This window comes from Variovorax sp. YR566 (genome assembly GCF_051992195.1).
In the GTDB taxonomy this organism is placed as follows: domain Bacteria; phylum Pseudomonadota; class Gammaproteobacteria; order Burkholderiales; family Burkholderiaceae_C; genus Variovorax.
Genome location: NZ_CP197092.1, coordinates 7,030,085 through 7,051,737 on the forward strand (window position 1 = coordinate 7,030,085; position 21,653 = coordinate 7,051,737).

20 protein-coding genes are annotated in these 21,653 nt (G+C 66.4%); 15 read left to right on the plus strand and 5 right to left on the minus strand.

Annotated elements, in window-relative coordinates; all coding sequences use genetic code 11:
* The first annotated feature begins 9 nt into the window (after positions 1-9).
* The 6 genes from ACTG4X_RS33015 (at position 10) to ACTG4X_RS33040 (ending at position 8,056) form a co-directional block, all read left to right on the plus strand.
* Positions 10-897 (plus strand): LysR family transcriptional regulator, encoded by an 888-nt coding sequence (locus ACTG4X_RS33015; protein ID WP_440532920.1) that lies wholly within the window; start codon positions 10-12, stop codon positions 895-897.
* Positions 898-1,110: 213 nt separating this feature from the next.
* The gene (locus tag ACTG4X_RS33020) at positions 1,111-2,220 is read left to right on the plus strand and encodes an efflux RND transporter periplasmic adaptor subunit (protein WP_093076104.1); all 1,110 of its coding nucleotides are present in this window, start codon (positions 1,111-1,113) and stop codon (positions 2,218-2,220) included.
* Positions 2,217-5,297, plus strand: coding sequence for a MexW/MexI family multidrug efflux RND transporter permease subunit (locus ACTG4X_RS33025; RefSeq protein ID WP_440532921.1), 3,081 nt, complete (start codon positions 2,217-2,219; stop codon positions 5,295-5,297). Before ACTG4X_RS33020 ends, ACTG4X_RS33025 begins: the two co-directional genes overlap by 4 nt.
* Complete coding sequence (locus ACTG4X_RS33030) at positions 5,294-6,733, plus strand: efflux transporter outer membrane subunit (RefSeq protein WP_440532922.1); 1,440 nt, start codon at positions 5,294-5,296, stop codon at positions 6,731-6,733. Before ACTG4X_RS33025 ends, ACTG4X_RS33030 begins: the two co-directional genes overlap by 4 nt.
* Positions 6,734-6,769: 36 nt before the next feature.
* Positions 6,770-7,438 (plus strand): helix-turn-helix transcriptional regulator, encoded by a 669-nt coding sequence (locus ACTG4X_RS33035; protein ID WP_440532923.1) that lies wholly within the window; start codon positions 6,770-6,772, stop codon positions 7,436-7,438.
* Positions 7,439-7,474: 36 nt separating this feature from the next.
* Positions 7,475-8,056, plus strand: a complete 582-nt coding sequence (locus ACTG4X_RS33040) for a superoxide dismutase (RefSeq protein WP_307616970.1) — start codon at positions 7,475-7,477, stop codon at positions 8,054-8,056.
* A gap of 16 nt (positions 8,057-8,072) precedes the next feature.
* On the opposite strand, the gene ACTG4X_RS33045 is transcribed toward ACTG4X_RS33040, so the two are convergent.
* Entirely contained in the window at positions 8,073-8,450 is a 378-nt protein-coding gene (locus tag ACTG4X_RS33045) for a VOC family protein (RefSeq protein WP_093059422.1), read from the minus strand.
* A gap of 264 nt (positions 8,451-8,714) precedes the next feature.
* Between ACTG4X_RS33045 and ACTG4X_RS33050 the strand changes: the two genes are divergently transcribed.
* Positions 8,715-9,698, plus strand: coding sequence for a Bug family tripartite tricarboxylate transporter substrate binding protein (locus ACTG4X_RS33050; RefSeq protein WP_093174191.1), 984 nt, complete (start codon positions 8,715-8,717; stop codon positions 9,696-9,698).
* Positions 9,699-9,758: 60 nt separating this feature from the next.
* On the plus strand, positions 9,759-10,775 hold the full coding sequence (locus tag ACTG4X_RS33055; protein ID WP_440532924.1) for an MBL fold metallo-hydrolase: 1,017 nt from the start codon (positions 9,759-9,761) through the stop codon (positions 10,773-10,775).
* Positions 10,776-10,782: 7 nt separating this feature from the next.
* On the opposite strand, the gene ACTG4X_RS33060 is transcribed toward ACTG4X_RS33055, so the two are convergent.
* The 4 genes from ACTG4X_RS33060 to ACTG4X_RS33075 are packed head-to-tail and all read right to left on the minus strand — an operon-like array spanning position 10,783 to position 13,126.
* Positions 10,783-11,040: a hypothetical protein gene (locus tag ACTG4X_RS33060; RefSeq protein WP_093174195.1), complete on the minus strand. Its 258-nt coding sequence runs from the start codon at positions 11,038-11,040 to the stop codon at positions 10,783-10,785.
* Positions 11,041-11,063: 23 nt separating this feature from the next.
* Positions 11,064-11,828, minus strand: coding sequence for an SDR family NAD(P)-dependent oxidoreductase (locus ACTG4X_RS33065; RefSeq protein WP_307616973.1), 765 nt, complete (start codon positions 11,826-11,828; stop codon positions 11,064-11,066).
* 60 nt (positions 11,829-11,888) lie between these two features.
* Positions 11,889-12,359: a hypothetical protein gene (locus ACTG4X_RS33070; protein ID WP_097197712.1), complete on the minus strand. Its 471-nt coding sequence runs from the start codon at positions 12,357-12,359 to the stop codon at positions 11,889-11,891.
* Positions 12,356-13,126: a Crp/Fnr family transcriptional regulator gene (locus ACTG4X_RS33075; protein ID WP_093059323.1), complete on the minus strand. Its 771-nt coding sequence runs from the start codon at positions 13,124-13,126 to the stop codon at positions 12,356-12,358. Before ACTG4X_RS33075 ends, ACTG4X_RS33070 begins: the two co-directional genes overlap by 4 nt.
* Before the next feature lie 84 nt (positions 13,127-13,210).
* Here ACTG4X_RS33075 and ACTG4X_RS33080 point away from each other — a divergent pair, with 84 nt between their 5' ends.
* From ACTG4X_RS33080 to ACTG4X_RS33110, 7 genes are all read left to right on the plus strand, one after another.
* Positions 13,211-15,166: an AMP-binding protein gene (locus tag ACTG4X_RS33080; protein ID WP_093174201.1), complete on the plus strand. Its 1,956-nt coding sequence runs from the start codon at positions 13,211-13,213 to the stop codon at positions 15,164-15,166.
* A complete protein-coding gene (locus ACTG4X_RS33085; RefSeq protein WP_093059327.1) occupies positions 15,163-15,948 on the plus strand; it encodes an ABC transporter ATP-binding protein in 786 nt (261 codons plus the stop codon). Before ACTG4X_RS33080 ends, ACTG4X_RS33085 begins: the two co-directional genes overlap by 4 nt.
* A 15-nt stretch (positions 15,949-15,963) precedes the next feature.
* Complete coding sequence (locus ACTG4X_RS33090) at positions 15,964-16,893, plus strand: branched-chain amino acid ABC transporter permease (protein ID WP_093059329.1); 930 nt, start codon at positions 15,964-15,966, stop codon at positions 16,891-16,893.
* Between the two features lie 3 nt (positions 16,894-16,896).
* Entirely contained in the window at positions 16,897-17,961 is a 1,065-nt protein-coding gene (locus tag ACTG4X_RS33095) for a branched-chain amino acid ABC transporter permease (protein ID WP_093059331.1), read from the plus strand.
* 58 nt (positions 17,962-18,019) lie between these two features.
* A complete protein-coding gene (locus ACTG4X_RS33100) occupies positions 18,020-19,351 on the plus strand; it encodes an ABC transporter substrate-binding protein (protein ID WP_093059333.1) in 1,332 nt (443 codons plus the stop codon).
* A gap of 96 nt (positions 19,352-19,447) precedes the next feature.
* Complete coding sequence (locus tag ACTG4X_RS33105; RefSeq protein WP_093059335.1) at positions 19,448-20,260, plus strand: ABC transporter ATP-binding protein; 813 nt, start codon at positions 19,448-19,450, stop codon at positions 20,258-20,260.
* Between the two features lie 140 nt (positions 20,261-20,400).
* Complete coding sequence (locus ACTG4X_RS33110) at positions 20,401-21,651, plus strand: phenylacetate--CoA ligase family protein (protein ID WP_093076122.1); 1,251 nt, start codon at positions 20,401-20,403, stop codon at positions 21,649-21,651.
* The last annotated feature ends 2 nt before the right edge of the window (positions 21,652-21,653 follow it).

The window sequence follows — 21,653 nt, forward strand, 5'->3', positions numbered from 1 at the left end:
GGGCGGCGCATGGATCAGGTGAAGGCGATGCGCGCCTTTCAACGCATCGCGCAGGCGAAGAGCCTTTCGTCGGCGGCGCAGTCGCTGGGCACCACGCACTCCAGCCTGTCGCGCCAGTTGCAGGCGCTGGAAGCGTCGCTCGGCGCGCAGCTGGTGCGGCGCGACACGCGCGGTATCACGCTGACTGAAGCGGGGCATCGCTATCTCGCCGCCTGCACGGACATCCTCTCGCGACTGGATGCGGCCCATGCCGATGCGGCGGCGGATAGCAAGGCGCCCTCGGGAACACTGAAGGTAAGCATGCCGCTCTCGATCGCGACGCTGGAGCTGCCCGACTGGCTGCCGGCCTTCCAGGCGCGGTATGCAGGCATCCGACTGGAAGTCGTTTGCACCGACCGCTTCACCAAGCTGGTCGCCGAAGGCATCGACGTCGCGCTGCGCATCAGCGCCGAACTGGAAGATGCCTCGATGATGGCGCGGACGCTGGCCGTCTCCGACATGGTGCTGGTCGCCGCGCCACGCTATCTGGCCGAGCACGGCCTGCCCCGCACGCCGGAAGACCTGTCGCAGCACCAGTGCCTGCAGCACAACGGGCCGGAAAGCCCTGCGCACTGGACCCTCCACCTGCGCGACGGCCAACAGCAAACGCTCAGGCCCGAGTCGCGCTTCGCTTGCGACACGATCACCGCGCTGTATTCGGCCGCGAAATGCGGGCTGGGCATTGCGGCGCTGACATGGCACACGGCGCGCGCCGATCTTCAGGCGGGTGCGCTGGTGCGCGTTCTGCCGGAGGTCACGCTCGGTCAGCGCACTTACGCGGCGCTCTATCCGCGCACACGGCACGTGCAGCCCGCGGTGCGCGCCTTCATCGATTTCATGGCGACTCACTACAGATAGACAGATAGCAAGGCACCGGGTTGTCACAACCCGGGTGGGTGGCGCGTCTTCTTGAGGTCAGCGGGAATCCCCGCGCAACCCTGGAGAACTCGACATGCACAGCCTTGCACAAATAGCCCCGGCCTACGACGGCCATTGCCACGCCTTCATCGACAGGCCACCGGCATCTTTTAATAATCAAAGTACTTTCTTTGATTAATAATGGACGTCGTAATGAACAAGCAATCAAGGGCGTGGCTAGGCGCCGGCCTCGCGACATTGGTAATTGGGGGAGCCGGCTACGGGCTCGTCACGAAGCTCACGCCAGCGCATGCGGAGGGTGGCGGCAGGCCGCCGGCCAAGGTGGCGGTGGCCTCCGCGCAGAAGACTGAGGTGGCGCGCTTCCTCAGCGGCATCGGCACGCTGGAGGCCAACCGGCAGGTCGAAGTGCCGGCGGAAGTGGAAGGCCGCGTCGCGAAGATTCTCTTCACGCCCGGCGGCGAAGTGCGCGCGGGGCAGTTGCTGGTGCAGCTCAACGACGCACCCGAGCAGGGCGACCTGGAGCGCCTGACGGCCCAGCGCGCCAATGCCAAGGCACTGCTCGACCGCACGCGCCGCCTGGTGCCGCAGCAGGCGGCCACGCAGGAACAGCTCGAACAGGCGCAGGCCGCCTTCGACCAGGCCAGCGGCGATCTGCGGCGCGTGCAGGCGCTGCTGGAGCAGAAGCGCATCAAGGCGCCGTTCGACGGCGTGCTCGGCATCCGCCGCGTCAACCTCGGCCAGTTCGTGCGGGCCGGCGATGCGCTGGTGTCGCTCACCGACAGCCGCACGCTGTTCGCCAACCTGACGCTCCCCGAAACCGCGCTGCCCGTGCTCAAGCGCAACCAGCAGGTGGCGCTCTCGGTCGATGCCTATCCGGGGCGCGTGTTCCAGGGACGGCTCAGCACCATCGAGCCGCAGATCGGCAGCGACACGCGCACGGTGCGCCTGCAGGCCACCATCGACAACGCCGACGGCGCCCTCACGCCGGGCATGTTCGTCAATGGCAAGGTCGCGCTGCCAGCGCGTGCCGACGCCATCACCGTGCCCGAGACGGCCATCACCTACAGCACGCACGGCGACTCGGTCTTCGTGGTGCGGCCCGCCGAAAAGGGCGACGGCTTCACGGCGCAGCAGGTGTTCGTGAAAGCCGGCGAGCGGCAGGACGGCCTGGTCGTCATCGAGAAGGGCCTGATGCCCGGCGACAAGGTCGTCACCTCCGGCCAGCTGCGCCTGTACACCGGCGCCGCCGTGATGCCGACTGCAAAAGACACGCTGGCCGTCGCGCAGGAATCGAAGTCATGAAGTTCACCGACCTCTTCGTGCGCCGCCCCGTGCTGGCGCTGGTGGTGAGCACGCTCATCCTGCTGCTCGGCGCGCGTGCGCTGGGCGACCTGCCGGTGCGGCAGTACCCGCTGACCGAGAGCACCACGCTCACCATCACCACGCAGTACCCCGGCGCTTCGCCGGAGCTGATGCAGGGCTTCGTCACGCAGCCGATCGCGCAGGCGGTGGCGACCATCGAGAACGTCGACTACCTCTCGTCGTCTTCCACGCTGGGCCGCAGCGTGATCAGCGTGCGCATGAAGCTCAACGCCGATGCCAACCAGGCGCTCACACAGGCGATGGCGCAGGTCAGCCAGGTGAAGTACCGGTTGCCGGCCGAGGCCTTCGACCCGGTCATCCTCAAATCGTCGGGCGAGGCCACTGCCGTGGCCTATGTCGGCTTCTCCAGCAAGACGATGCCGATGCCGGCGCTCACCGACTACCTCTCGCGCGTGGTGCAACCGCAGTTCGCCTCCATCACCGGCGTCTCGGGCGTCGAGGTGTCGGGCGGGCAGACGCTCGCCATGCGCGTGTGGCTCGACCCCAACCGCATGGCCGCGCGCGGCATCTCGGCCGGCGAACTGGCCGACGCGCTGCGCCAGAACAATGTGCAGGCCGCACCCGGCCAGGTGAAGGGCCTGTACGTGGTGTCGAACATCCGCGTGAACACCGACCTGGTGAACGTGGCCGAGTTCCGCGACATGGTCATCAAGCGAGACGGCGACGCCATCGTGCGCCTGGGCGACGTGGCCACGGTGGAGCTGGGCGCTGCAAGCGCCGACAGCAGCGCGACGATGGACGGCGCGCCCGCCATCTACCTCGGCCTGCAGGCGGCGCCCAACGGCAACCCGCTGGTGATCGTGAAGCGCATCCGCGAGCTGCTGCCCGGCATCAAGCAGAACCTGCCCCCGGGCGTTGAAGTGCAGTTGCCCTTCGAGCTGGCGCGCTTCATCGAGGCCTCCATCGACGAGGTACGGCACACGCTGCTCGAAGCCATCGCCATCGTGGTGATCGTGATCTTCCTGTGCCTGGGCTCGATCCGCGCGGTGCTCATTCCGGTGGTGACGATTCCGCTGTCGATGCTGGGCGCCGCCGCGCTGATGCTGCTGTTCGGCTTCAGCATCAACCTGCTGACGCTGCTGGCGATGGTGCTGGCCATTGGGCTGGTGGTGGACGACGCCATCGTGGTGGTGGAGAACGTGCACCGCCACATAGAAGAAGGCAAGTCGCGCGTGCAGGCCGCATTGATCGGCGCGCGCGAAGTGGCCGGCCCGGTGATCGCGATGACGCTCACGCTCGCCGCGGTGTACGCGCCCATCGGGCTCATGGGCGGGCTCACCGGTTCGCTCTTCAAGGAGTTCGCCTTCACGCTGGCGGGTGCGGTGGTGGTGTCGGGCGTGATCGCGCTCACGTTGTCGCCGGTGATGAGCTCGTTCCTGCTGCCGCAGGACACCACAGGCAGCCGCATGGCGCGCGCTGCCGAGGCTTTCTTCCACCGGCTCGCCACGGGCTACGGCCGGCTGCTCGACGTGTCGCTGCACCACCGCTGGGTGACCGGCGCGTTCGCGGCGCTGGTGCTGGTGAGCCTGCCCTTCCTCTACAACGCGGCGCAGCGCGAGCTGGCCCCGGGTGAAGACCAGGCCATGGTGCTCACGGCCATCAAGTCGCCGCAGCACGCGAACATCGACTACGTCGAGAAGTTCGGCAAGAAGTGGGACGAGGTGTTTGCCACTCTGCCCGAGAACACCGGCCGCTGGCTCATCAACGGCTCGGACGGCGTGTCGAACAGCATCGGCGGCGTGCAGCTGTCCGACTGGAAAGACCGCAAGCGCAATGCCGACCAGATCCAGGGCGACACGCAGGGCCGCATGAATGACGTGGAAGGCAGCAGCGTCTTCGCGTTCCAGCTGCCCTCGCTGCCGGGCTCTACCGGCGGGCTGCCGGTGCAGATGGTCGTTCGCAGCGCGGGCGACCATCGCACCGTGTTCGAGGCGATGGAAGCGCTGAAGAAGTCGGCGCGCGACAGCGGCAAGTTCGCCGTGGTCGACAGCGACCTGGAATTCAACAACCCCACGGTCGAGATCCGCGTGGACCGCGCCAAGGCCAACAGCATGGGCGTGACGATGAAGTCCATCGGCGACACGCTGGCTGTGCTGGTGGGCGAGAACTACGTCAACCGCTTCGGCATGGACGGCCGCTCGTACGACGTGATCCCGCAGTCGCCGCGCGAGCAGCGGCTCACGGCGGAAGCGCTGTCGCGCTACTTCGTGAAGAGCGCCAGCGGCCAGCCCGTGCCGCTGGCCAACCTGGTGCAGTTGTCGACCAGCGTGGGGCCCAACAAGCTCACGCAGTTCAACCAGCTCAACGCGTCCACCTTCCAGGCCATTCCGATGCCGGGCGTGACCATGGGCGACGCGGTGGCCTTCCTGAGCGAAGAGGCTAAGAAGCTGCCGGCCGGCTTCAGCTACGACTGGCAGTCGGACGCACGGCAGTTCACGCAGGAGGGCTCGGCGCTGGTGATGGCCTTCGTGTTCGCCATCGTGGTGATCTACCTGGTGCTGGCCGCGCAGTACGAGAGCCTGCGCGACCCGCTGATCATTCTGATCAGCGTGCCGATGTCGATCTGCGGCGCGCTGGTGCCGCTGGCACTGGGCTTCGGCACCATCAACATCTACACGCAGATCGGGCTGGTGACGCTCATCGGGCTCATCAGCAAGCACGGCATCCTGATGGTGGAGTTTGCCAACGAGATCCAGGTGCACAAGGGCTTCGACCGGCGCGCGTCGATCGAGGAGGCCGCACGCATCCGGCTGCGCCCCATTCTTATGACCACGGCTGCGATGGTGATGGGCCTTGTGCCGCTGCTGTTTGCCAGCGGCGCGGGTGCCAACAGCCGCTTCAGCATCGGCCTGGTGATCGTGGTCGGCATGCTGGTGGGCACGCTTTTCACGCTGTTCGTGCTGCCCACGATGTACACGCTGCTGGCGCGCGACCACCGCGCGGCGGGCCACTCGCAGCGCGCGGCCGAACTCGATGCGCTGGCCGAAGGAGCATGACCATGAACCGATTCTTTTCATACGCCGCTCCCTTCGCATTGGGCATGCTGGTGCTGGCCGGCTGCGCCGTCGGGCCGGACTACAAGGCGCCGGCCGACGCACCCGTTGCCATCACTGCGCCCGAGCGCTCGCTGTTCGCCGACGACGCGGTGCAGCGCGACTGGTGGCGCCAGCTCGACGATCCGCAGCTCGATGCGCTGATCGACCGCGCACTGGCCGAGAACCACGACATCCGCATCGCCCAGGCCCGGCTGCTCGAAGCGCGCGCTACGCAGACCGAGGCGGAGCTCGACCGGCTGCCGGTCGTGACCGCCGGCGCGAGCAAGACGCGCAGCATTGCGCAAGGCAACAGCGGCACGCAGCCTGATGTGCGTTCGCTGTCGCAGAGCAGCCGCGCGGGCTTCGACGCCTCATGGGAAATCGATTTGTTCGGCCGCCTGAAGCGGCTCGACGAGGCAGCGACCGCGCGCACCGAGGCCAGCGCCGCCGACCTCGAACAGGTGCGCATCGTTGCCGTGGCCGAACTGGCGCGCAACTATTACGAGATGCGCGGCGCCGAGCAGCGCATTGCCGTGACGCGCAGCACGCTCGACAGCCTGCGCCAGAGCCTGCGCGTGACCGAGGCGCAGGTGCAGACCGGCCGCGGCCTCGAAGGCGACCTCGCGAGCGCGCAGGCCAACCTGGCGACCACCGAAAGCCAGCTGCCCGCGCTTGAAACCACACGCCGGCAGTCGGCCTACCGCGTCGCGGTGCTGGCCGGCCTGCGCCCCGGCGAGCTGGAGCCGATGCTGCAGCCGCGCCAGCTGCGCGTGCTCGACAAGCGCCTGCCCATCGGCGACCTGGCCGAACTGCTGCGCCGCCGGCCCGACGTGCTGCGCGCCGAGCGCGGCCTGGCGGCCAGCACGGCCAACGTGGGTGCGGTCACGGCCGAGCTGTATCCGCGCTTCGACATCGGCGGCTTCCTGGGCTTCGTCGCGCTGCGGGGCTCCGACCTGGGCAGTTCGTCGAGCCGCGCCTTCAGCGTGACGCCGGGCGTGAGCTGGCCGGCTCTCCGGCTGGGCTCGGTGAAGGCCCGCGTGCGTGGCGCCGAGGCCCGCGCCCAAGGCGACCGCGCGCTCTACGAGCAGACCGTGCTGCGCGCCATCGAGGACGTGGAAGGCGCCCTTACCGGCTACGGTCAGAACCAGTTGCGCCTGCAGCGGCTGGTGGAAGCCTCCGCCCGCAGCGGCCGCGCCGCCGAGCTGGCCGAGGTGCGCTACCGCGAAGGGGCCGCGCCCTACCTGAGCGTGCTCGATGCGCAGCGCACCCTGCTGCGCGCGCAAGACGCGGTGGCCGAGGCTGAAACCGCCTCGTACACCAGCCTCGTCGCGCTCTACAAGGCGCTGGGCGGCGGCTGGCAAGCACCCGCCGCTGCGAAGGGAGTGCCAACCACCTGACAATGGCGCTGTTTCCTCCCTACGACCGAATCCGCCATGTCCGCCCCCGATGCCAAGCCCACCTGGATGCCGCACCAGCCGGCAGACCGCATCCTCTCGACGCTCAAAACCCGCGGCGCGCTCGGCATTCCCGACATCGCCAAGGTGCTGAACGTCACTGTGGAGGCGGTGCGCCAGCAGATGGCCAAGCTGGAAGCCGAAGGCCTGGTCGACGCCGAGAGCCGCTCCAGCGGCCGCGGCCGGCCCACGCAGATCTGGCGGCTCACCGGGGAGGGCCACAAGCGCTTTCCCGACACGCATGCCGAGATGACGGTACAGATGATCAGCGCCGTCATCAGCGTGTTCGGCGAGAAGGGCATGGACCAGCTCATCAGCGCGCGCGAAGCCACCATGCGCACCAACTACACCGAGGCCATGCGCGGCGCGCGCAGCCTCAAGGCGCGGCTGGAGCGGCTGGCGGAAATCCGCAGCCGCGAGGGCTACATGGCCGAGTTCCGGCCCGACGAACAGGGCAAGGGTTTTCTATTCATCGAGAACCACTGCCCCATCTGCACCGCGGCGCAGGCCTGCACGAGCTTGTGCCGCAGTGAGCTGCAACTCTTCGACGAAGTGCTGGGGCCCGACGTGAGCGTCAGCCGCGTCGAACACGTGCTGGCGGGCGCGCGAAGGTGCGCCTACCGGGTCGAACCCAAGGCGAATGCCTGACTCTGTTTTTTCAGCAACCACCACAAGGAAACCACGATGGAACACAAGCTCCCACCCCTGCCCTACGCCCTCGATGCGCTGGCACCCGAGTACTCGCAGGAAACCCTCGAATACCACTACGGCAAGCACCACAACGCCTACGTGGTGAACCTCAACAACCTGCAAAAGGGCACCGAGTTCGAGTCGCTCACGCTTGAAGAGATCATCAAGAAGTCCAGCGGCGGCATCTACAACAACGCTGCCCAGATCTGGAACCACACCTTCTTCTGGAACTGCATGAAGCCCCAAGGCGGCGGCGCTCCCACCGGCGCGCTGGCCAAGGCCATCGAAGCCAAGTGGGGCAGCTACGACGCGTTCAAGGAAGCTTTCGTGAAGTCGGCCGTGGGCAACTTCGGTTCGGGCTGGACGTGGCTGGTGAAGAAGGCCGACGGTTCGGTGGACATCGTGAACACCGGCGCCGCCGGCACGCCGCTGACCACTGCAGACACCGCGCTGCTGACCGTGGACGTCTGGGAACACGCCTACTACATCGACTACCGCAACCTGCGCCCGAAGTTCGTCGAGACCTTCCTGGCCAAGCTGGTGAACTGGGACTTCGCGGCGAAGAACTTCGGCTGAAACTTCGGCTGATCGATCAGCCGTTGATCAGGTTCAGGATGTTCCCGTCCGGGTCCTTGAACCATGCGACCTTCATGTCGCCCATGACATGGAGGTCGCCCACGAGCTTCGTGTCGGGCATGTCGTAATGCTCGAAGCGCACGCCCTTGGCCTTGAGGGCAGCGGCGAGGCGCTCGATGTCTTCGCCCACCTGCCAGGTGACGGCCGTCGCCTGGTTCGTGCCGGCGAACTGCGAGCGGTACACGTTGATTCGCGTGTTGCCGCTGCGGTAGACGATGACTTCGTCGCCCTCCGCGTCGACCTGCGACAGGCCCAGCGTGTCTTCGTAGAAGCGGCGGGCCACCGCGAGGTCTTTCACCGCAAGATTGGCCACTGCGTTGATGTTTCCGAGCATGCGAGTCTCCTGGGTTTCCTTCGGGGAGGCCCGGCGTGCCATCGACGCATGCCGGGCTTGCCAAAAATACTCAACCATACGGTGCAGTATTTGCGTCGAACAGGGCCCTGTCAAGGCATCGGAAAATGGCACCCCGCAAGTCGATACGAGCCCCATCGCAAATGAAGAAATCCTTCTTACCCGGCTTCCGGCACACTGCACCCCCGGTGCAGTGACGACGGCAACGACTGCAACCCCGAATCGACCCCGACAAAGAGACAACCCATGATCCGCAGACACCTCGGCAAGCTGGCCCTCGCGCTGGCATTCCCCCTGGCCTTCACGGCCACCGCTCATGCACAGACCGCGGCCTACCCCGCCAAGCCCATCCGCATGGTCGTGCCCTTCCCGCCCGGCGGCGGCACCGACATCCTGGCGCGCCTGGTGGCCCAGAAGCTCACCGAGGTGAACCATTGGACCGTGGTGCCCGACAACCGCGCGGGTGCCGGCGGCACCATCGGCATTGCCGAGGCCGCGCGCGCCGCGCCCACGGGCTACGACATCGTGATGGGCCAGAAGGACAACATGGTCGTCGCGCCCTGGCTCTACAAGAACCTGAGCTACAACCCGGTGAAAGACCTCACCGCGGTGGCCCACGTGGCCTACACGCCGGTGGTGATCGTCACGCAGGCCAACTCCAAGTTCAAGACGCTCGACGATGTGGTGAAGGCCGCGCGCGCCGCGCCAGACACCGTCACCTACGGCTCGCCCGGCAACGGCACCACCATCCACCTGGCCGGCGAGATCTTCAACAGCGCCGCCAAGATCAAGATGCGCCACGTGCCCTACAAGGGCTCCAACGCGGCCATGATGGACGTGCTCGCGGGCAACGTCGACCTGATGGTGTCGTCGGTGCCCTCGGCCATGGCGCAGATCAAGGCGGGCAAGCTGCGCCCGCTGGCAGTCACCTCGGCCAGGCGCAGCACCTCGCTGCCCGACACGCCCACCGTGGCCGAGCTCGGCTACAAGGACTTCGACGTGAGCACCTGGTATGGCATCTTCGTGCCGGCCGGCACGCCGAAGGACGTGGTGACGCTGCTGAATGCCGATATCAACAAGCTGCTGGCCACGCCTGAAATGAAGGCGGCCATCATCGCGCAGGGCGCGGAGCCGCAGAGCATGACGCCGGAGCAGTTCGGCGCGCTGCTCAAGACCGACTACGAGAAGTGGAAGGGCATCGTGCAAGCCTCGGGCGCGACAATCGAATAAGCCTGCGCGCCGCAGAATGGTGTCTCCAGAACAAGCCGCAACGACGGCATGGAGACACCGATGGTTCCTTCCCTTCCCCTGAAGACAGCCGCTCTGGCGGCGGTTGTCGCCCTCGTCCAGGGCTGCGCACAGACGCCCGCGCAGAAACCTTCCGACGCAACCGTGGCTGCCCACGTCGCGGCAGCCACGCAGGCCGCGGGCACCGACCTCGGTCCGCTGCTCACGCTATGCAAGCCCGCCCCCGCCACGCGCCCGCCGCAGGAGGAGCTCGACAAGGGCCTCCCGCTGCTCATCAACAAGCCGGCGCCACCGCCCGCCAGGGCCTTCGACAACCTGTATTTCGTGGGCGCCGACTGGGTCAGCGCCTGGGCCATCAAGACCTCCGACGGCATCATCCTCATCGATGCGCTGAACAACCAGGTGGAGGCCGCCGCGCTGATCGAAGGCGGCATGCGCAAGCTGGGCCTCGACCCGGCGCAGATCAAGTACGTGATCATCACGCACGGCCACGGCGACCACTACGGCGGCGCGCCCTACCTCGCGCAGAAGTACCGCGCGCGCGTGGTGATGAGCGATGCCGACTGGACGATGACCGAGACGAAGCTGGAGTTCGCCACGCCCATCTGGGGCGCGCCGCCCAAGCGCGGCGCGGGCGACATCTCGGCAAAGGACGGCGACCGCGTCACCCTGGGCGACACCACCGTCACGCTGTACCTCACGCCGGGCCACACCATGGGCACGCTCTCGCCGGTGTTCGACGTGAGCGAGAACGGCAGGAAGCACCGCGCCATGCTCTGGGGCGGCACAGGCTTCAACTTCGGCAAGGACGTGCCTCGGCTGGACAGCTACATCGCGTCCACCCGGCGCATGGACTCCCTGGTGAAGGCGCAAGGCATCGACGTGATGCTGTCGAACCACTCGAACGTCGACAGCTCGCAGGCCAAGATGGCGGCGATGCGGCAGCAGCCGGCCGGCGCGGCGAACCCCTTCGTGATGGGCACGCCCACGGTGGAGCGCGCATTGAACGTGATGGGCGAATGCGCGCAGGCGCAGCGCGACCGGTTCGCGATGCAGTAGTCGCAGTTCAGTCCGGCACGAACTTCGTGTTGAAGATGGCGACGTCCGACGCATCCTCGAACGTCGCCACCTGCCCCATCTTCCCGTCGCTCAGCCTGCAGGCCGAGAACAGGCTGTAGCGGCCCTTGAAGTAGAACTCGTCCATCACGATCAGTGCGTACGGGTAAGGCACGAAGACCTGGTGCTCGAAGACGATGCGGTGCACGTTCCTCGGCGACGGAAAGAGCTTGTACTCGAGGGTGTCGATCGACTTGGCGGTAGCCATGGCGTGCGTGTCCTTCGTTTCGATCAGGCAGGGTCGCGCACGTCGGCCACGGGGTTGTTGCCGAAGTCTTCGCGCGCCAGGTACTTGAGTACCTTGGCCGCCGCAGTGGCGGGACTGTCGAGCCGGCCGTCCTCTTTCATGCTCACGAAGCGCGTGCGGTCCGGGAACTTCTCGGCCGACGCACCGCGCAGCTGCACCTGCATGTCGGTGTCGATCACGCCGGGCGCAAGCGAGACGATGCGTGCACCGTTCGTTGCATTCGCTTCCTCGAGCGCCACGGCGCGCGAGAAGTGGTCCATGCCGGCCTTGGCCGCGCAGTAGGGCGCCTGGCTGCCCATGGCGTTGCGGCCCAGGCCCGACGAGATGTTCAGCACCTTGCGCGCGCCGCGCCATTCGCGGGTGGCGCCGAGGAAAGCCGCCGTCAGCAGCATCGGCGCTTCGAGGCCGATGCGCAGGGCCAGCGACAGCTCCGCCTCCACCGCGCTCGACAGCGGCGCGGGGTTGCCGACGGTGCCGGCGTTGTTGATGAGCGTGACGCTGTCGAAGCGTTGCGCGTCGATGGTCTTGAGCCATGCCGACACGCGGGCCGATGCGGCCACGGGGTCGGACAGGTCCTGCTCCCATTGCACGAGTTCGGCGCCGGCGGCCTTGGCTACTTCGGCAAGCGCCGGATCCTGCTTGCGCGAGATGCCCAGCACCGTGTGGCCGGCCTGCAGCAGCTGTTCGGCCATGGCACGGCCCAGGCCACGCGAGGCGCCGGTGATGAGGGTGAGGTGGGAAGCGGTCATCGGGAAGCTCTTTCTTGAACGAAGGCGGGGAGGTTAAGCGGTATCGAGAGGCCTTGGTGCTCAGCCGGTACGGAACTGCTTACGCAGGAAGTTGCGGTGGCGGGCGATGTGCTGCAGCTGCGCAGGCGCGATGGTGCCGTCGAGGTCGACCTCGTCTGCGCCGTTGAGTACTGCATTGGCATTGGCCATGGCGCGCGCGACGACTTCTTCCTCGCTCACGCCGAGCTGCGCTGCGAGGTCGAGCGCCACGCGTCGCATCGCGCGTTGCGAGAGCATCCACATCGCGCCGAAGCGGTCCCACGCGAGCGCGGCCTCTTCGGACTTCTCGCGGTCGGCAAGAATTTCGCTGAGCGGCTTGGCCAGTATTTCGTTGAGCGCATCGAGCTTCTCGTTCAACGCCTCGTTGCGTTCGATGGCCTCCTGCAGCGTCGGGCCGGCGTCCTCGGCCTTCGTCTTCGGCGCCTCTGACGGTGGGATGAAAGCGGCTTCCGCGTTCGCGGGCACCACCTGGAGCTGGTCTTTGAGGGTCATGTGTTTTCCGTTTCCGCCGAGGCGTTCTTCCTGTTCGACATCGCGGTCGCGCGCAGGCCCGGCAGGTCGAGCACGCGCAGCCCACCGTACTCCACCCGGATCAGGCCCTGTGCCGAGAGGCCGTTCAGCGCCTCGTTCACGCGCTGGCGCGAAAGGCCGACCAGGTAGGCCAGCTCCTGCTGCGTGATGCGCAAGACTTCGCCCACGCCTGGGTACAGCACCGGGTTGAACAGCGACACCAGGTTGCGCGCCACGCGCGCGTCGGGGTTGTTGAGCCGGTCGATCTCCAGCGCCGCGATGAACTGGCCCAGCCGTTCATTCAGCTGGTTCATCACGAAGCGGTTGAAGCCGATGGAGTGGTCGAGCAGCCAGTGGAAGCTTTCGATCGGCAGCCCCGCCACCAGGCTGCGCCTCAGCGCCTGGATGTTGTAGCGGTAGGGCTCGCGCTTCATCACCGTGCCTTCGCCGAACCAGCCGCCTGGCGGCACACCGGTGTAGGTGACCGAGCCGCCGTCGGCGTTGTCGTTGCTCATCTTGAGCAGCCCCTCGACCACGCCGAACCAGTAGGTGGGCGAGCGGCCGACGCGGCACACCAGGTCGCCGGGCTCGGCCTCGCCCACCACCAGCGCGGCTTCGGCGCGGCGGCGCTCGGCGGGCGTGAGCGTGGGCAGCCAGGGGATGCCTTCGAGCTCCGCGGCATTGGCGGGACGCACGCGATCCTTGATCGAACCGCCGAGCACGTTGTGGTTGAGATTGCCGTGAGGCATCGGGAAACTCCGGGGAGTAGTGTCCCTAGGATTGTCGTTGGAACGACAACCGGGCGTCAAAGTGAGACCTACGATCCGCCCACTGTGCAAACAACCGCCCCCACCTTCCCCCGTCTGCTGCTCGCGCATGCCGACGCCCAACCCGAGGCGCCCGCCGTGCGCGAGAAGGATCTCGGCATCTGGCAAACCTGGACCTGGAACGCCGTGGCGCAGGAAGTGCGCGAAATGGCCTGCGGTCTCGCGAGCCTCGGCTTCAAGCCCTTCGACAACCTGGCCATCGTCGGCGCCAACCGGCCGCACCTGTACATGGCGGTGGTCGCGGCGCAAAGCCTGCGCGGCGTGCCGGTGCCGCTGTATCAGGATGCGGTGGCAAGCGAGATGGTCTTCATGCTGCAGGACGCGGCCATCGACTTCGTGATCGTCGAAGACCAGGAGCAGGTCGACAAGCTGCTCGAATGCCGCGAGCTCCAGAAAGACCAGCAGCACGGCATCCGCCACATCATCTACGACGACCCCAAGGGCCTGCGCCACTACGACCAGCCGGGCCTGATGAGCTACGAGCAACTGCGCGCGCTGGGCCGCGAGTTCGACAAGGCCAACGTCGGCTACTACGACCGCGCGGTGGCCAGCGGAGAGGCTACGGATGTCGGCGTGATCCTCTACACCTCGGGCACCACCGGCCGCCCCAAGGGCGTGTGCCAGACGCATGCGAGCTTCATCGCAGCCGGCCGCGGCGGCGTGCAGACCGACAAGCTCGGCCCCGGCGACAACATCATGAGCTACCTGCCGATGGCGTGGGTGGGCGACCATCTGTTCTCCGTCGCGCAATGGCTGGTGGGCGGCTTCACGCTCAACTGCCCCGAGTCGGCCGAGACGGTGATGAACGACATGCGCGAGATCGGCCCGAGCTACTACTTCGGCCCGCCGCGCACCTTCGAAGGGCTGCTCACGGCCGTGTCGATCCGCATGGAAGACGCGGCCGCGCCCAAGCGCTGGCTCTATGCGAAGTTCATGGCGCTGGCGCGGCGCGTGGGCGCGGACATCCTGAACGGAGCGCCCGTGGGCACCGGCGACCGCCTGATGTACGGCCTGGGCAACCTGCTGATCTACGGCCCGCTGCGCAACGTGCTTGGCATGAGCCGCATCCGCGTGGCCTACACCGCTGGCGCTGCCATCGGGCCCGATCTGTTCCGCTTCTACCGCTCCATCGGCGTCAACCTCAAGCAGTTCTACGGCCAGACCGAGACCTGCGCGTATGTGTGCCTGCAGCAGGACGGCAAGGTCAAGCTGCAGACCGTGGGCACGGCCGCGCCGGGCATCGAACTGAAGATCGCGGAAGACGGCGAAGTGCTGGTGCGTGGCGTGTCGGTGCTCAAGGAGTACTACAAGCGCCCCGACGCCACGGCCGAAGTGCTGGATGCAAACGGCTACTTCCACACCGGCGACGCGGGCGTGCTCGACAGCGAAGGGCACCTGCGCATCATCGACCGCGCGAAGGACGTAGGCCGTCTCGTGAGCGGCGCGATCTTTGCGCCCAACTACATCGAGAACAAGCTCAAGTTCTTCCCGCAGATCAAGGAAGCCGTGTGCTTCGGCAACGCGCGAGACGAAGTGTGCGCGGCCATCAACATCGACTACGAAGCCGTCGGCAACTGGGCCGAGCGCCGCGGTCTCGCCTACGGCGGCTACGTCGATTTGGCCGGCAAGCCCGACGTGCTGGCGCTGGTGGCCGAATGCATCGCCAAGGTGAACGCCGACCTCGCGAGCGAAGACGGCATGGGCGAGACGCAGATCGCCCGCTTCCTCGTGCTGCACAAGGAGCTCGACCCCGACGACGACGAACTGACCCGCACGCGCAAGGTGCGCCGCGGCTTCATCGCCGAGAAATACGCGGTGCTGGTGGCAGCGCTCTACGGCGGCAAGACCGAGCAGTACATCGAGACCCAGGTCAAGTTCGAGGACGGACGCACGGGGGTTGTCAGCGCCACGCTGAAGGTCGTTGAAGCGAAGACGTTTCCCATCGTGAAGGCGGCGGCATGAGCACCCGGAAGACAGGCGACGTCATCCTCGACGTGCAGAACATCTCCTTGAGCTTCGGCGGCGTGAAGGCGCTGACCGACATCAGCTTCAACGTGCGCGAGCACGAGGTGCGCGCAATCATCGGCCCGAATGGCGCGGGCAAGAGCTCGATGCTGAACTGCATCAACGGCGTGTACTGGCCGCAGCAGGGCTCCATCACCTTCCGCGGCCAGACCTTCAAGCACATGAACTCTCGCCAGGTGGCCGAGATGGGCGTGGCGCGCACCTTCCAGAACCTGGCTCTGTTCAAGGGCATGAGCGTGCTCGACAACATCATGACGGGGCGCAACCTCAAGATGAAGAGCGGCCTGCTCGCACAAGCCCTGCGCTGGGGCCCCGCCGAGCGCGAGGAGCTGCGGCACCGCGAGTTCGTCGAGCACATCATCGACTTCCTCGAAATCCAGGCACACCGCAAGACACCGGTGGGCCGCCTGCCCTACGGCCTGCAGAAGCGCGTCGACCTGGGCCGCGCGCTCGCAATGGAGCCGCAGGTGCTGCTGCTCGACGAGCCGATGGCCGGCATGAACGTGGAAGAGAAGCAGGACATGAGCCGCTTCATCCTCGACGTGAACGACGAGTTCGGCGCGACCATCGTGCTGATCGAGCACGACATGGGCGTGGTGATGGACATCTCCGACCGCGTGGTGGTGCTGGATTACGGCAAGAAGATCGGCGACGGCACGCCGGATGAAGTGCGCAACAACGAAGACGTGATTCGCGCCTACCTCGGCGTCGAGCACTGATCACGAAAGAACACGATGGGCTTTTTTCTTGAAACCCTCTTCGGCGGCCTCATGGTCGGCATGCTCTATTCGCTGATCGCCATCGGCTTCGTGCTGATCTACAAGGCCTCGGGCGTCTTCAACTTCGCGCAAGGCGCGATGGTGCTTTTCGCGGCGCTGGCGATGGCGCGCTTCTCCGAGTGGTTCCCGCTGTGGTTCGGCTTCCAGAGCCAGATCCTCGCGAACATCCTGGCCTTCATTGCCGCGATGGCGGTGATGGTGGTGGTGGCCTGGCTGATCGAGCGGCTCGCGCTCAGCAAGCTGGTGAACCAGGAAGGCATCACGCTGCTGATGGCCACGCTGGGCATCGCCTACTTTCTCGACGGCGTGGGCCAGACGATCTTCGGCAACGACATCTACAAGATCGACGTGGGCATGCCCAAGGAGCCGCTGATGGTGCTCGAAGGCACCTTCCAGGGCGGGCTGCTGCTGAGCCAGGAAGACCTGATCGCCGCGCTGGTGGCGGCCGGCCTCGTGGTGGTGCTGGCCATCTTCTTCCAGAAGACGGCTACGGGCCGAGCGCTGCGCGCTGTGGCCGACGACCACCAGGCCGCGCAGTCCATCGGCATTCCGCTCAAGCGCATCTGGGTGATCGTGTGGTCGGTGGCCGGCTTCTCGGCGCTGGTGGCCGGGATCATCTGGGGATCGAAGCTCGGCGTGCAGTTCTCGCTCTCGCTGGTGGCGCTGAAGGCGCTGCCGGTGGTGATCCTCGGCGGGCTCACATCGATTCCGGGCGCCATCATCGGTGGCCTGCTGATCGGCGTGGGCGAGAAGCTGTCTGAAATCTATCTCGGCCCCATGCTCGGTGGCGGCATCGAGATCTGGTTTGCCTATGTTTTGGCATTGGTCTTCCTGCTCGTTCGGCCTCAAGGCCTGTTCGGCGAAAAAATCATCGATCGGGTCTGAGCAATGTTCTACAGAGAAAACGGTCAGTTCAAGTCGAGCTACAGGGCCGACCAGCAGATCTTTCCGATTGCGCAGGATCGCATCGCGATGCTGGTGCTGTTGCTCGTGGCGTTCGTCGTGGTGCCGCTGGGTGTGTCCGACTACTGGATGCGCGCGATCCTCACGCCTTTCCTGATTCTTTCGCTCGCGGCGCTGGGCCTCAACATCCTGGTTGGCTATTGCGGCCAGATCTCGCTGGGCACCGGCGCCTTCATGGCGGTGGGCGCATATGCGGCCTATAACTTCCAGGTGCGCATCGACGGCATGCCGCTGATCGCATCGCTGCTGCTGGGCGGCCTGTGCGCGACGGTGATCGGCGTGCTGTTCGGCATACCGAGCCTGCGCATCAAGGGGCTGTACCTTGCTGTGGCCACGCTGGCGGCGCAGTTCTTCACCGACTGGGCCTTCCTGCGCATCCAGTGGTTCACCAACAATTCTTCATCCGGCTCGGTGAGCGTGGCGGGGCTCAACGTGTTCGGCGTGCCGATCGAATCGCCGGTGCAGAAGTATCTGTTCTGCCTGCTCTTCGTGGTGGTGTTCGCGCTGCTGGCAAAGAACCTGGTGCGCAGCGCCATCGGCCGCGAGTGGATGGCAATGCGCGACATGGACGTGGCAGCCGCGGTGATCGGCATTCGCCCGGTGTACGCCAAGCTCACGGCCTTTGCGGTGAGCAGCTTCATCGTCGGCGTGGCCGGCGCGCTGTGGGGCTTCGTGCACCTGGGTGCGTGGGAGCCGGCGGCGTTCAGCATCGACCGCTCGTTCCAGCTGCTGTTCATGGTGATCATCGGCGGGCTGGGCTCGATCATGGGCAGCTTCTTCGGCGCCGCGTTCATCGTGCTGCTGCCGCTGTTTCTGAACCAGCTGCCGGGGTGGCTGGGCTTCTCGATTTCGACCGCGCTGGCCTCGCACCTGGAGACCATGATCTTCGGCGCGCTGATCGTGTTCTTCCTGATCGTCGAGCCGCATGGTCTTGCGCGGCTGTGGTCCACGGCCAAAGAGAAGCTGCGGCTCTGGCCCTTCCCTCATTGATTGATGAGTTCCCGTTCGTAAAAAACCCGGCACCGAGGTGCCCACAAAGGAGACAGGCATGAAACTGAAATCGCTCGCTCTGACCGCCGCCCTGGTGGCCAGCACCCTCGGCGCCCTGCTCGCGCCATCGCTCGCCAATGCGCAGGCCAAGGAGCAGTTCTTCCCGCTGCTGGTGTACCGCACGGGCCCCTATGCACCCAACGGCACGCCCTGGGCCAACGGCAAGCAGGACTACATCAAGCTGGTGAATGCGACCGGCGGCATCAACGGCGTGAAGATCACATACGAAGAATGCGAGACCGGCTACGCCACCGACAAGGGCGTGGAATGCTACGAGCGTCTGAAGGGCCGCCCGGGCGTTGCGCTGTTCGACCCGCAGGCCACCGGCATCACCTTCGCGCTGACCGACAAGGTGCCGACCGACAAGATCCCGCTGATCACGCTGGGCTACGGCCTGGCCGCCTCGCAGGACGGTGGCGTCTTCAAGTGGAACTTTCCGCTGATGGGCTCCTACTGGACCGCGGCCGACATCCTGATCCAGCACATCGGCAAGGCCGAAGGCGGCATGGACAAGCTCAAGGGCAAGAAGATCGCCCTCGTGTACCACGACTCGCCGTTCGGCAAGGAGCCCATTCCGCTGCTGCAGGAGCGCGCCAAGCAGAACGGCTTCGAGCTGTCGCTGATCCCGGTGACCGCGCCCGGCGTGGAGCAGAAGTCGGCCTGGCTGCAGGTGCGCCAGCAGCGCCCTGATTTCGTGCTGCTGTGGGGCTGGGGCGTGATGAACTCCACCGCGCTGAAAGAGGCCGTGGCCACGGGCTACCCGCGCGAGAAGATGTACGGCGTGTGGTGGGCCGGTGCCGAGCCCGACGTGAAGGACGTGGGCGCCAATGCCAAGGGCTACCACGCGCTGGCGCTGAACACCTCGGGCACGCAGCCCAAGGTGATCCAGGACATCCTGAAGCAGGTGCACGACAAGGGCCAGGGCACAGGGCCGAAGGACGAAGTGGGCTCGGTGCTCTACACGCGCGGCGTGATCATCCAGATGCTGACCGTCGAGGCCGTGAAGCGCGCGCAGGAGCGCTTCGGCAAGGGCAAGGTCATGACCGGCGAGCAGGTGCGCTGGGGCATGGAGAACCTGGCACTCGACCAGAAGAAGCTCGACGCACTCGGTTTCTCGGGCGTGATGCGTCCGGTGAGCACTTCGTGCCAGGACCACATGGGCTCGACCTGGGCGCGCGTGCACACCTGGGACGGCGCGAAGTGGGGCGACATGTCCGACTGGTACCAGGCCGACGACCAGATCATCAAGCCGATGGTGAAGTCTGCTGCCGACAAGTACGCGGGCGAGAAGAAGCTGACGCGCCGCGAGGCAGCAGATTGCCAGTCTTGATGCACTGAGCGTGCCGTGGCGGCTCGCGAGAGCCGCCATTCGCAAGAACAGCACTGCGCTGCACGCGCTGTTCTTGCGAATGCTTCGGACCACACCATGAGCGAACCCAACATCCTTCTCAATGTCAACGGCATCGAGGTCATCTACAACCACGTGATCCTCGTGCTCAAGGGCGTGTCGCTCACGGTGCCCGACGGCGGCATCGTGGCGCTGCTCGGCGGCAACGGCGCGGGCAAGACGACCACGCTGCGCGCAGTGAGCAACCTGCTCGCGGGTGAGCGCGGCGCTGTCACCAAAGGCACCATCGAGCTGCGCGGGGATCGCATCGAGGCGCTTTCGCCCGCCGAGTTGGTGAAGCGCGGGCTGATCCAGGTGATGGAAGGCCGTCATTGCTTCGCGCACCTGACCATCGAAGAGAACCTGATGACCGGCGCCTACACGCGCACCGATGGCAAGGCGGCGGTGCAGCAGACGCTGGAGAAGGTCTACGCATATTTCCCGCGCCTGAAGACGCGGCGTACTTCGCAGGCGGCCTACACATCGGGCGGCGAGCAGCAGATGTGCGCCATCGGCCGCGCGCTGATGGCCAACCCGAGCATGGTGCTGCTCGACGAACCCTCTATGGGCCTGGCGCCGCAGATCGTGGAGGAGGTGTTCGAGATCGTGAAAGACCTGAACACCAAGGAGCGCGTGACCTTCCTGCTGGCCGAGCAGAACACCAACATGGCGCTGCGCTACGCCGACTACGGCTACATCCTGGAGAACGGGCGCATCGTGATGGACGGCGAGGCCAAGAGCCTGCGCGAGAACGAGGACGTGAAGGAGTTCTACCTTGGCGTGGGCGGCGCGGATCGCAAGAGCTTTCGCGATGTGAAGAGCTACAAGCGGCGCAAGAGGTGGCTGGCTTGATGTATTCATGTGTCGCTGCTTGGGGTGCGATCACGCCGACAGGGGACATTCTCGGAGGGGAGCACCCGGTGTCATTCGCACGCACCCCGAACAAACGCCAGCGTGGCGAAAAACCGAACTGAAAGACAAAGGGTACGGACATGACCGACCACTACGACAAGCTCGAGATCCGCGACCCGGCCGAACGCGAACGCGACCTGCTGGCCGCGCTGCCAAAACAGATCACACAGGCCCAGACGGCAGCACCCGCATTCGCAAAGATCCTCTCCAGCGTGAAGCCCGCAGACATCACGACACGCGAGGCGCTGGCGAAACTACCGGTCACGCGCAAATCGGAATTGCTCGACCTGCAGAAGGCACGCCGCACCGACGACCCCTTCGGCGGCTTCTCGACCATCGTGCGCGGCCCGCGCATGCCGCGCGTGTTCGCGAGCCCCGGCACCATCTACGAGCCTGAGGGCGAAGCGCGCGACTACTGGCGCACCGCTCGGGCATTGCATGCGGCGGGCTTTCGCAGCGGCGAGCTCATTCACAACAGCTTCAGCTATCACATGACGCCCGCCGGCTCCATCATGGAAAGCGGCGCACGCGCCATGGGCTGCACCGTGTTCGCGGGCGGCACCGGGCAGACCGAGCAGCAACTCGAAGCCATGGTCGACCTCAAGCCCGAAGGCTATGCGGGCACACCGAGCTTCCTGAAGATATTGCTGGAGAAGGCCGAGGAGAAAGGGCAGAAGCTGCCCTCGCTCACCAAGGCGCTCGTCTCCGGCGAAGCCTTTCCGCCCAGCCTGCACGACTGGATTGCCGCGCACGGCGTGAAGGGCACGCAGTGCTATGCCACTGCCGACCTGGGCCTGATCGCCTACGAGACCAGCGCGCGCGAAGGCCTGGTGATCGACGAAGGCGTGCTTGTGGAAATCGTGCGGCCCGGCACCGGCGACCCGGTGCCCGATGGCGAGGTCGGCGAGATCGTCGTCACCACCTTCAACCCCGACTACCCGCTGGTGCGCTTCGGCACCGGCGACCTCTCTGCCGTGCTCGCGGGCACCTGCCCCACCGGCCGCACCAACAAGCGTATCAAGGGCTGGCTCGGCCGCGCCGACCAGACCACCAAGGTGCGCGGCATGTTCGTGCATCCCTCGCAGGTGGCCGAGATCGCACGGCGCTTTCCCGAAGTGCAGCGCGCGCGGCTCATCGTGTCCGGCGAGATGGGCGACGACAAGATGACGCTGCAGCTCGAATGCGCGGGGGCGGTGCCCGAAGGGCTCGAGGCCCGCGTGAGCGCGGTGATCCGCGAAGTGACCAAGCTGCGTGGCGAGGTCGTCGTCGTGGGTGCGGGCGGTCTGCCCAACGACGGCAAGGTGATCGAGGACGCGCGCAGCTACAAGTAGCC

What these genes read in the sequence shown, in the direction of transcription:
- ACTG4X_RS33050 (WP_093174191.1), top strand. Translation starts at nt 8,715, where the DNA reads ATGATCCGCAGACACCTCGGCAAGCTGGCCCTCGCGCTGGCATTCCCC.
- ACTG4X_RS33030 (WP_440532922.1), top strand. Translation starts at nt 5,294, where the DNA reads ATGACCATGAACCGATTCTTTTCATACGCCGCTCCCTTCGCATTGGGC.
- ACTG4X_RS33025 (WP_440532921.1), top strand. Translation starts at nt 2,217, where the DNA reads ATGAAGTTCACCGACCTCTTCGTGCGCCGCCCCGTGCTGGCGCTGGTG.
- ACTG4X_RS33040 (WP_307616970.1), top strand. Translation starts at nt 7,475, where the DNA reads ATGGAACACAAGCTCCCACCCCTGCCCTACGCCCTCGATGCGCTGGCA.
- ACTG4X_RS33090 (WP_093059329.1), top strand. Translation starts at nt 15,964, where the DNA reads ATGGGCTTTTTTCTTGAAACCCTCTTCGGCGGCCTCATGGTCGGCATG.
- ACTG4X_RS33070 (WP_097197712.1), bottom strand. Translation starts at nt 12,359, where the DNA reads ATGACCCTCAAAGACCAGCTCCAGGTGGTGCCCGCGAACGCGGAAGCC.
- ACTG4X_RS33020 (WP_093076104.1), top strand. Translation starts at nt 1,111, where the DNA reads ATGAACAAGCAATCAAGGGCGTGGCTAGGCGCCGGCCTCGCGACATTG.
- ACTG4X_RS33055 (WP_440532924.1), top strand. Translation starts at nt 9,759, where the DNA reads ATGGTTCCTTCCCTTCCCCTGAAGACAGCCGCTCTGGCGGCGGTTGTC.
- ACTG4X_RS33110 (WP_093076122.1), top strand. Translation starts at nt 20,401, where the DNA reads ATGACCGACCACTACGACAAGCTCGAGATCCGCGACCCGGCCGAACGC.
- ACTG4X_RS33075 (WP_093059323.1), bottom strand. Translation starts at nt 13,126, where the DNA reads ATGCCTCACGGCAATCTCAACCACAACGTGCTCGGCGGTTCGATCAAG.
- ACTG4X_RS33035 (WP_440532923.1), top strand. Translation starts at nt 6,770, where the DNA reads ATGTCCGCCCCCGATGCCAAGCCCACCTGGATGCCGCACCAGCCGGCA.
- ACTG4X_RS33100 (WP_093059333.1), top strand. Translation starts at nt 18,020, where the DNA reads ATGAAACTGAAATCGCTCGCTCTGACCGCCGCCCTGGTGGCCAGCACC.
- ACTG4X_RS33095 (WP_093059331.1), top strand. Translation starts at nt 16,897, where the DNA reads ATGTTCTACAGAGAAAACGGTCAGTTCAAGTCGAGCTACAGGGCCGAC.
- ACTG4X_RS33045 (WP_093059422.1), bottom strand. Translation starts at nt 8,450, where the DNA reads ATGCTCGGAAACATCAACGCAGTGGCCAATCTTGCGGTGAAAGACCTC.
- ACTG4X_RS33065 (WP_307616973.1), bottom strand. Translation starts at nt 11,828, where the DNA reads ATGACCGCTTCCCACCTCACCCTCATCACCGGCGCCTCGCGTGGCCTG.
- ACTG4X_RS33060 (WP_093174195.1), bottom strand. Translation starts at nt 11,040, where the DNA reads ATGGCTACCGCCAAGTCGATCGACACCCTCGAGTACAAGCTCTTTCCG.
- ACTG4X_RS33085 (WP_093059327.1), top strand. Translation starts at nt 15,163, where the DNA reads ATGAGCACCCGGAAGACAGGCGACGTCATCCTCGACGTGCAGAACATC.
- ACTG4X_RS33105 (WP_093059335.1), top strand. Translation starts at nt 19,448, where the DNA reads ATGAGCGAACCCAACATCCTTCTCAATGTCAACGGCATCGAGGTCATC.
- ACTG4X_RS33015 (WP_440532920.1), top strand. Translation starts at nt 10, where the DNA reads ATGGATCAGGTGAAGGCGATGCGCGCCTTTCAACGCATCGCGCAGGCG.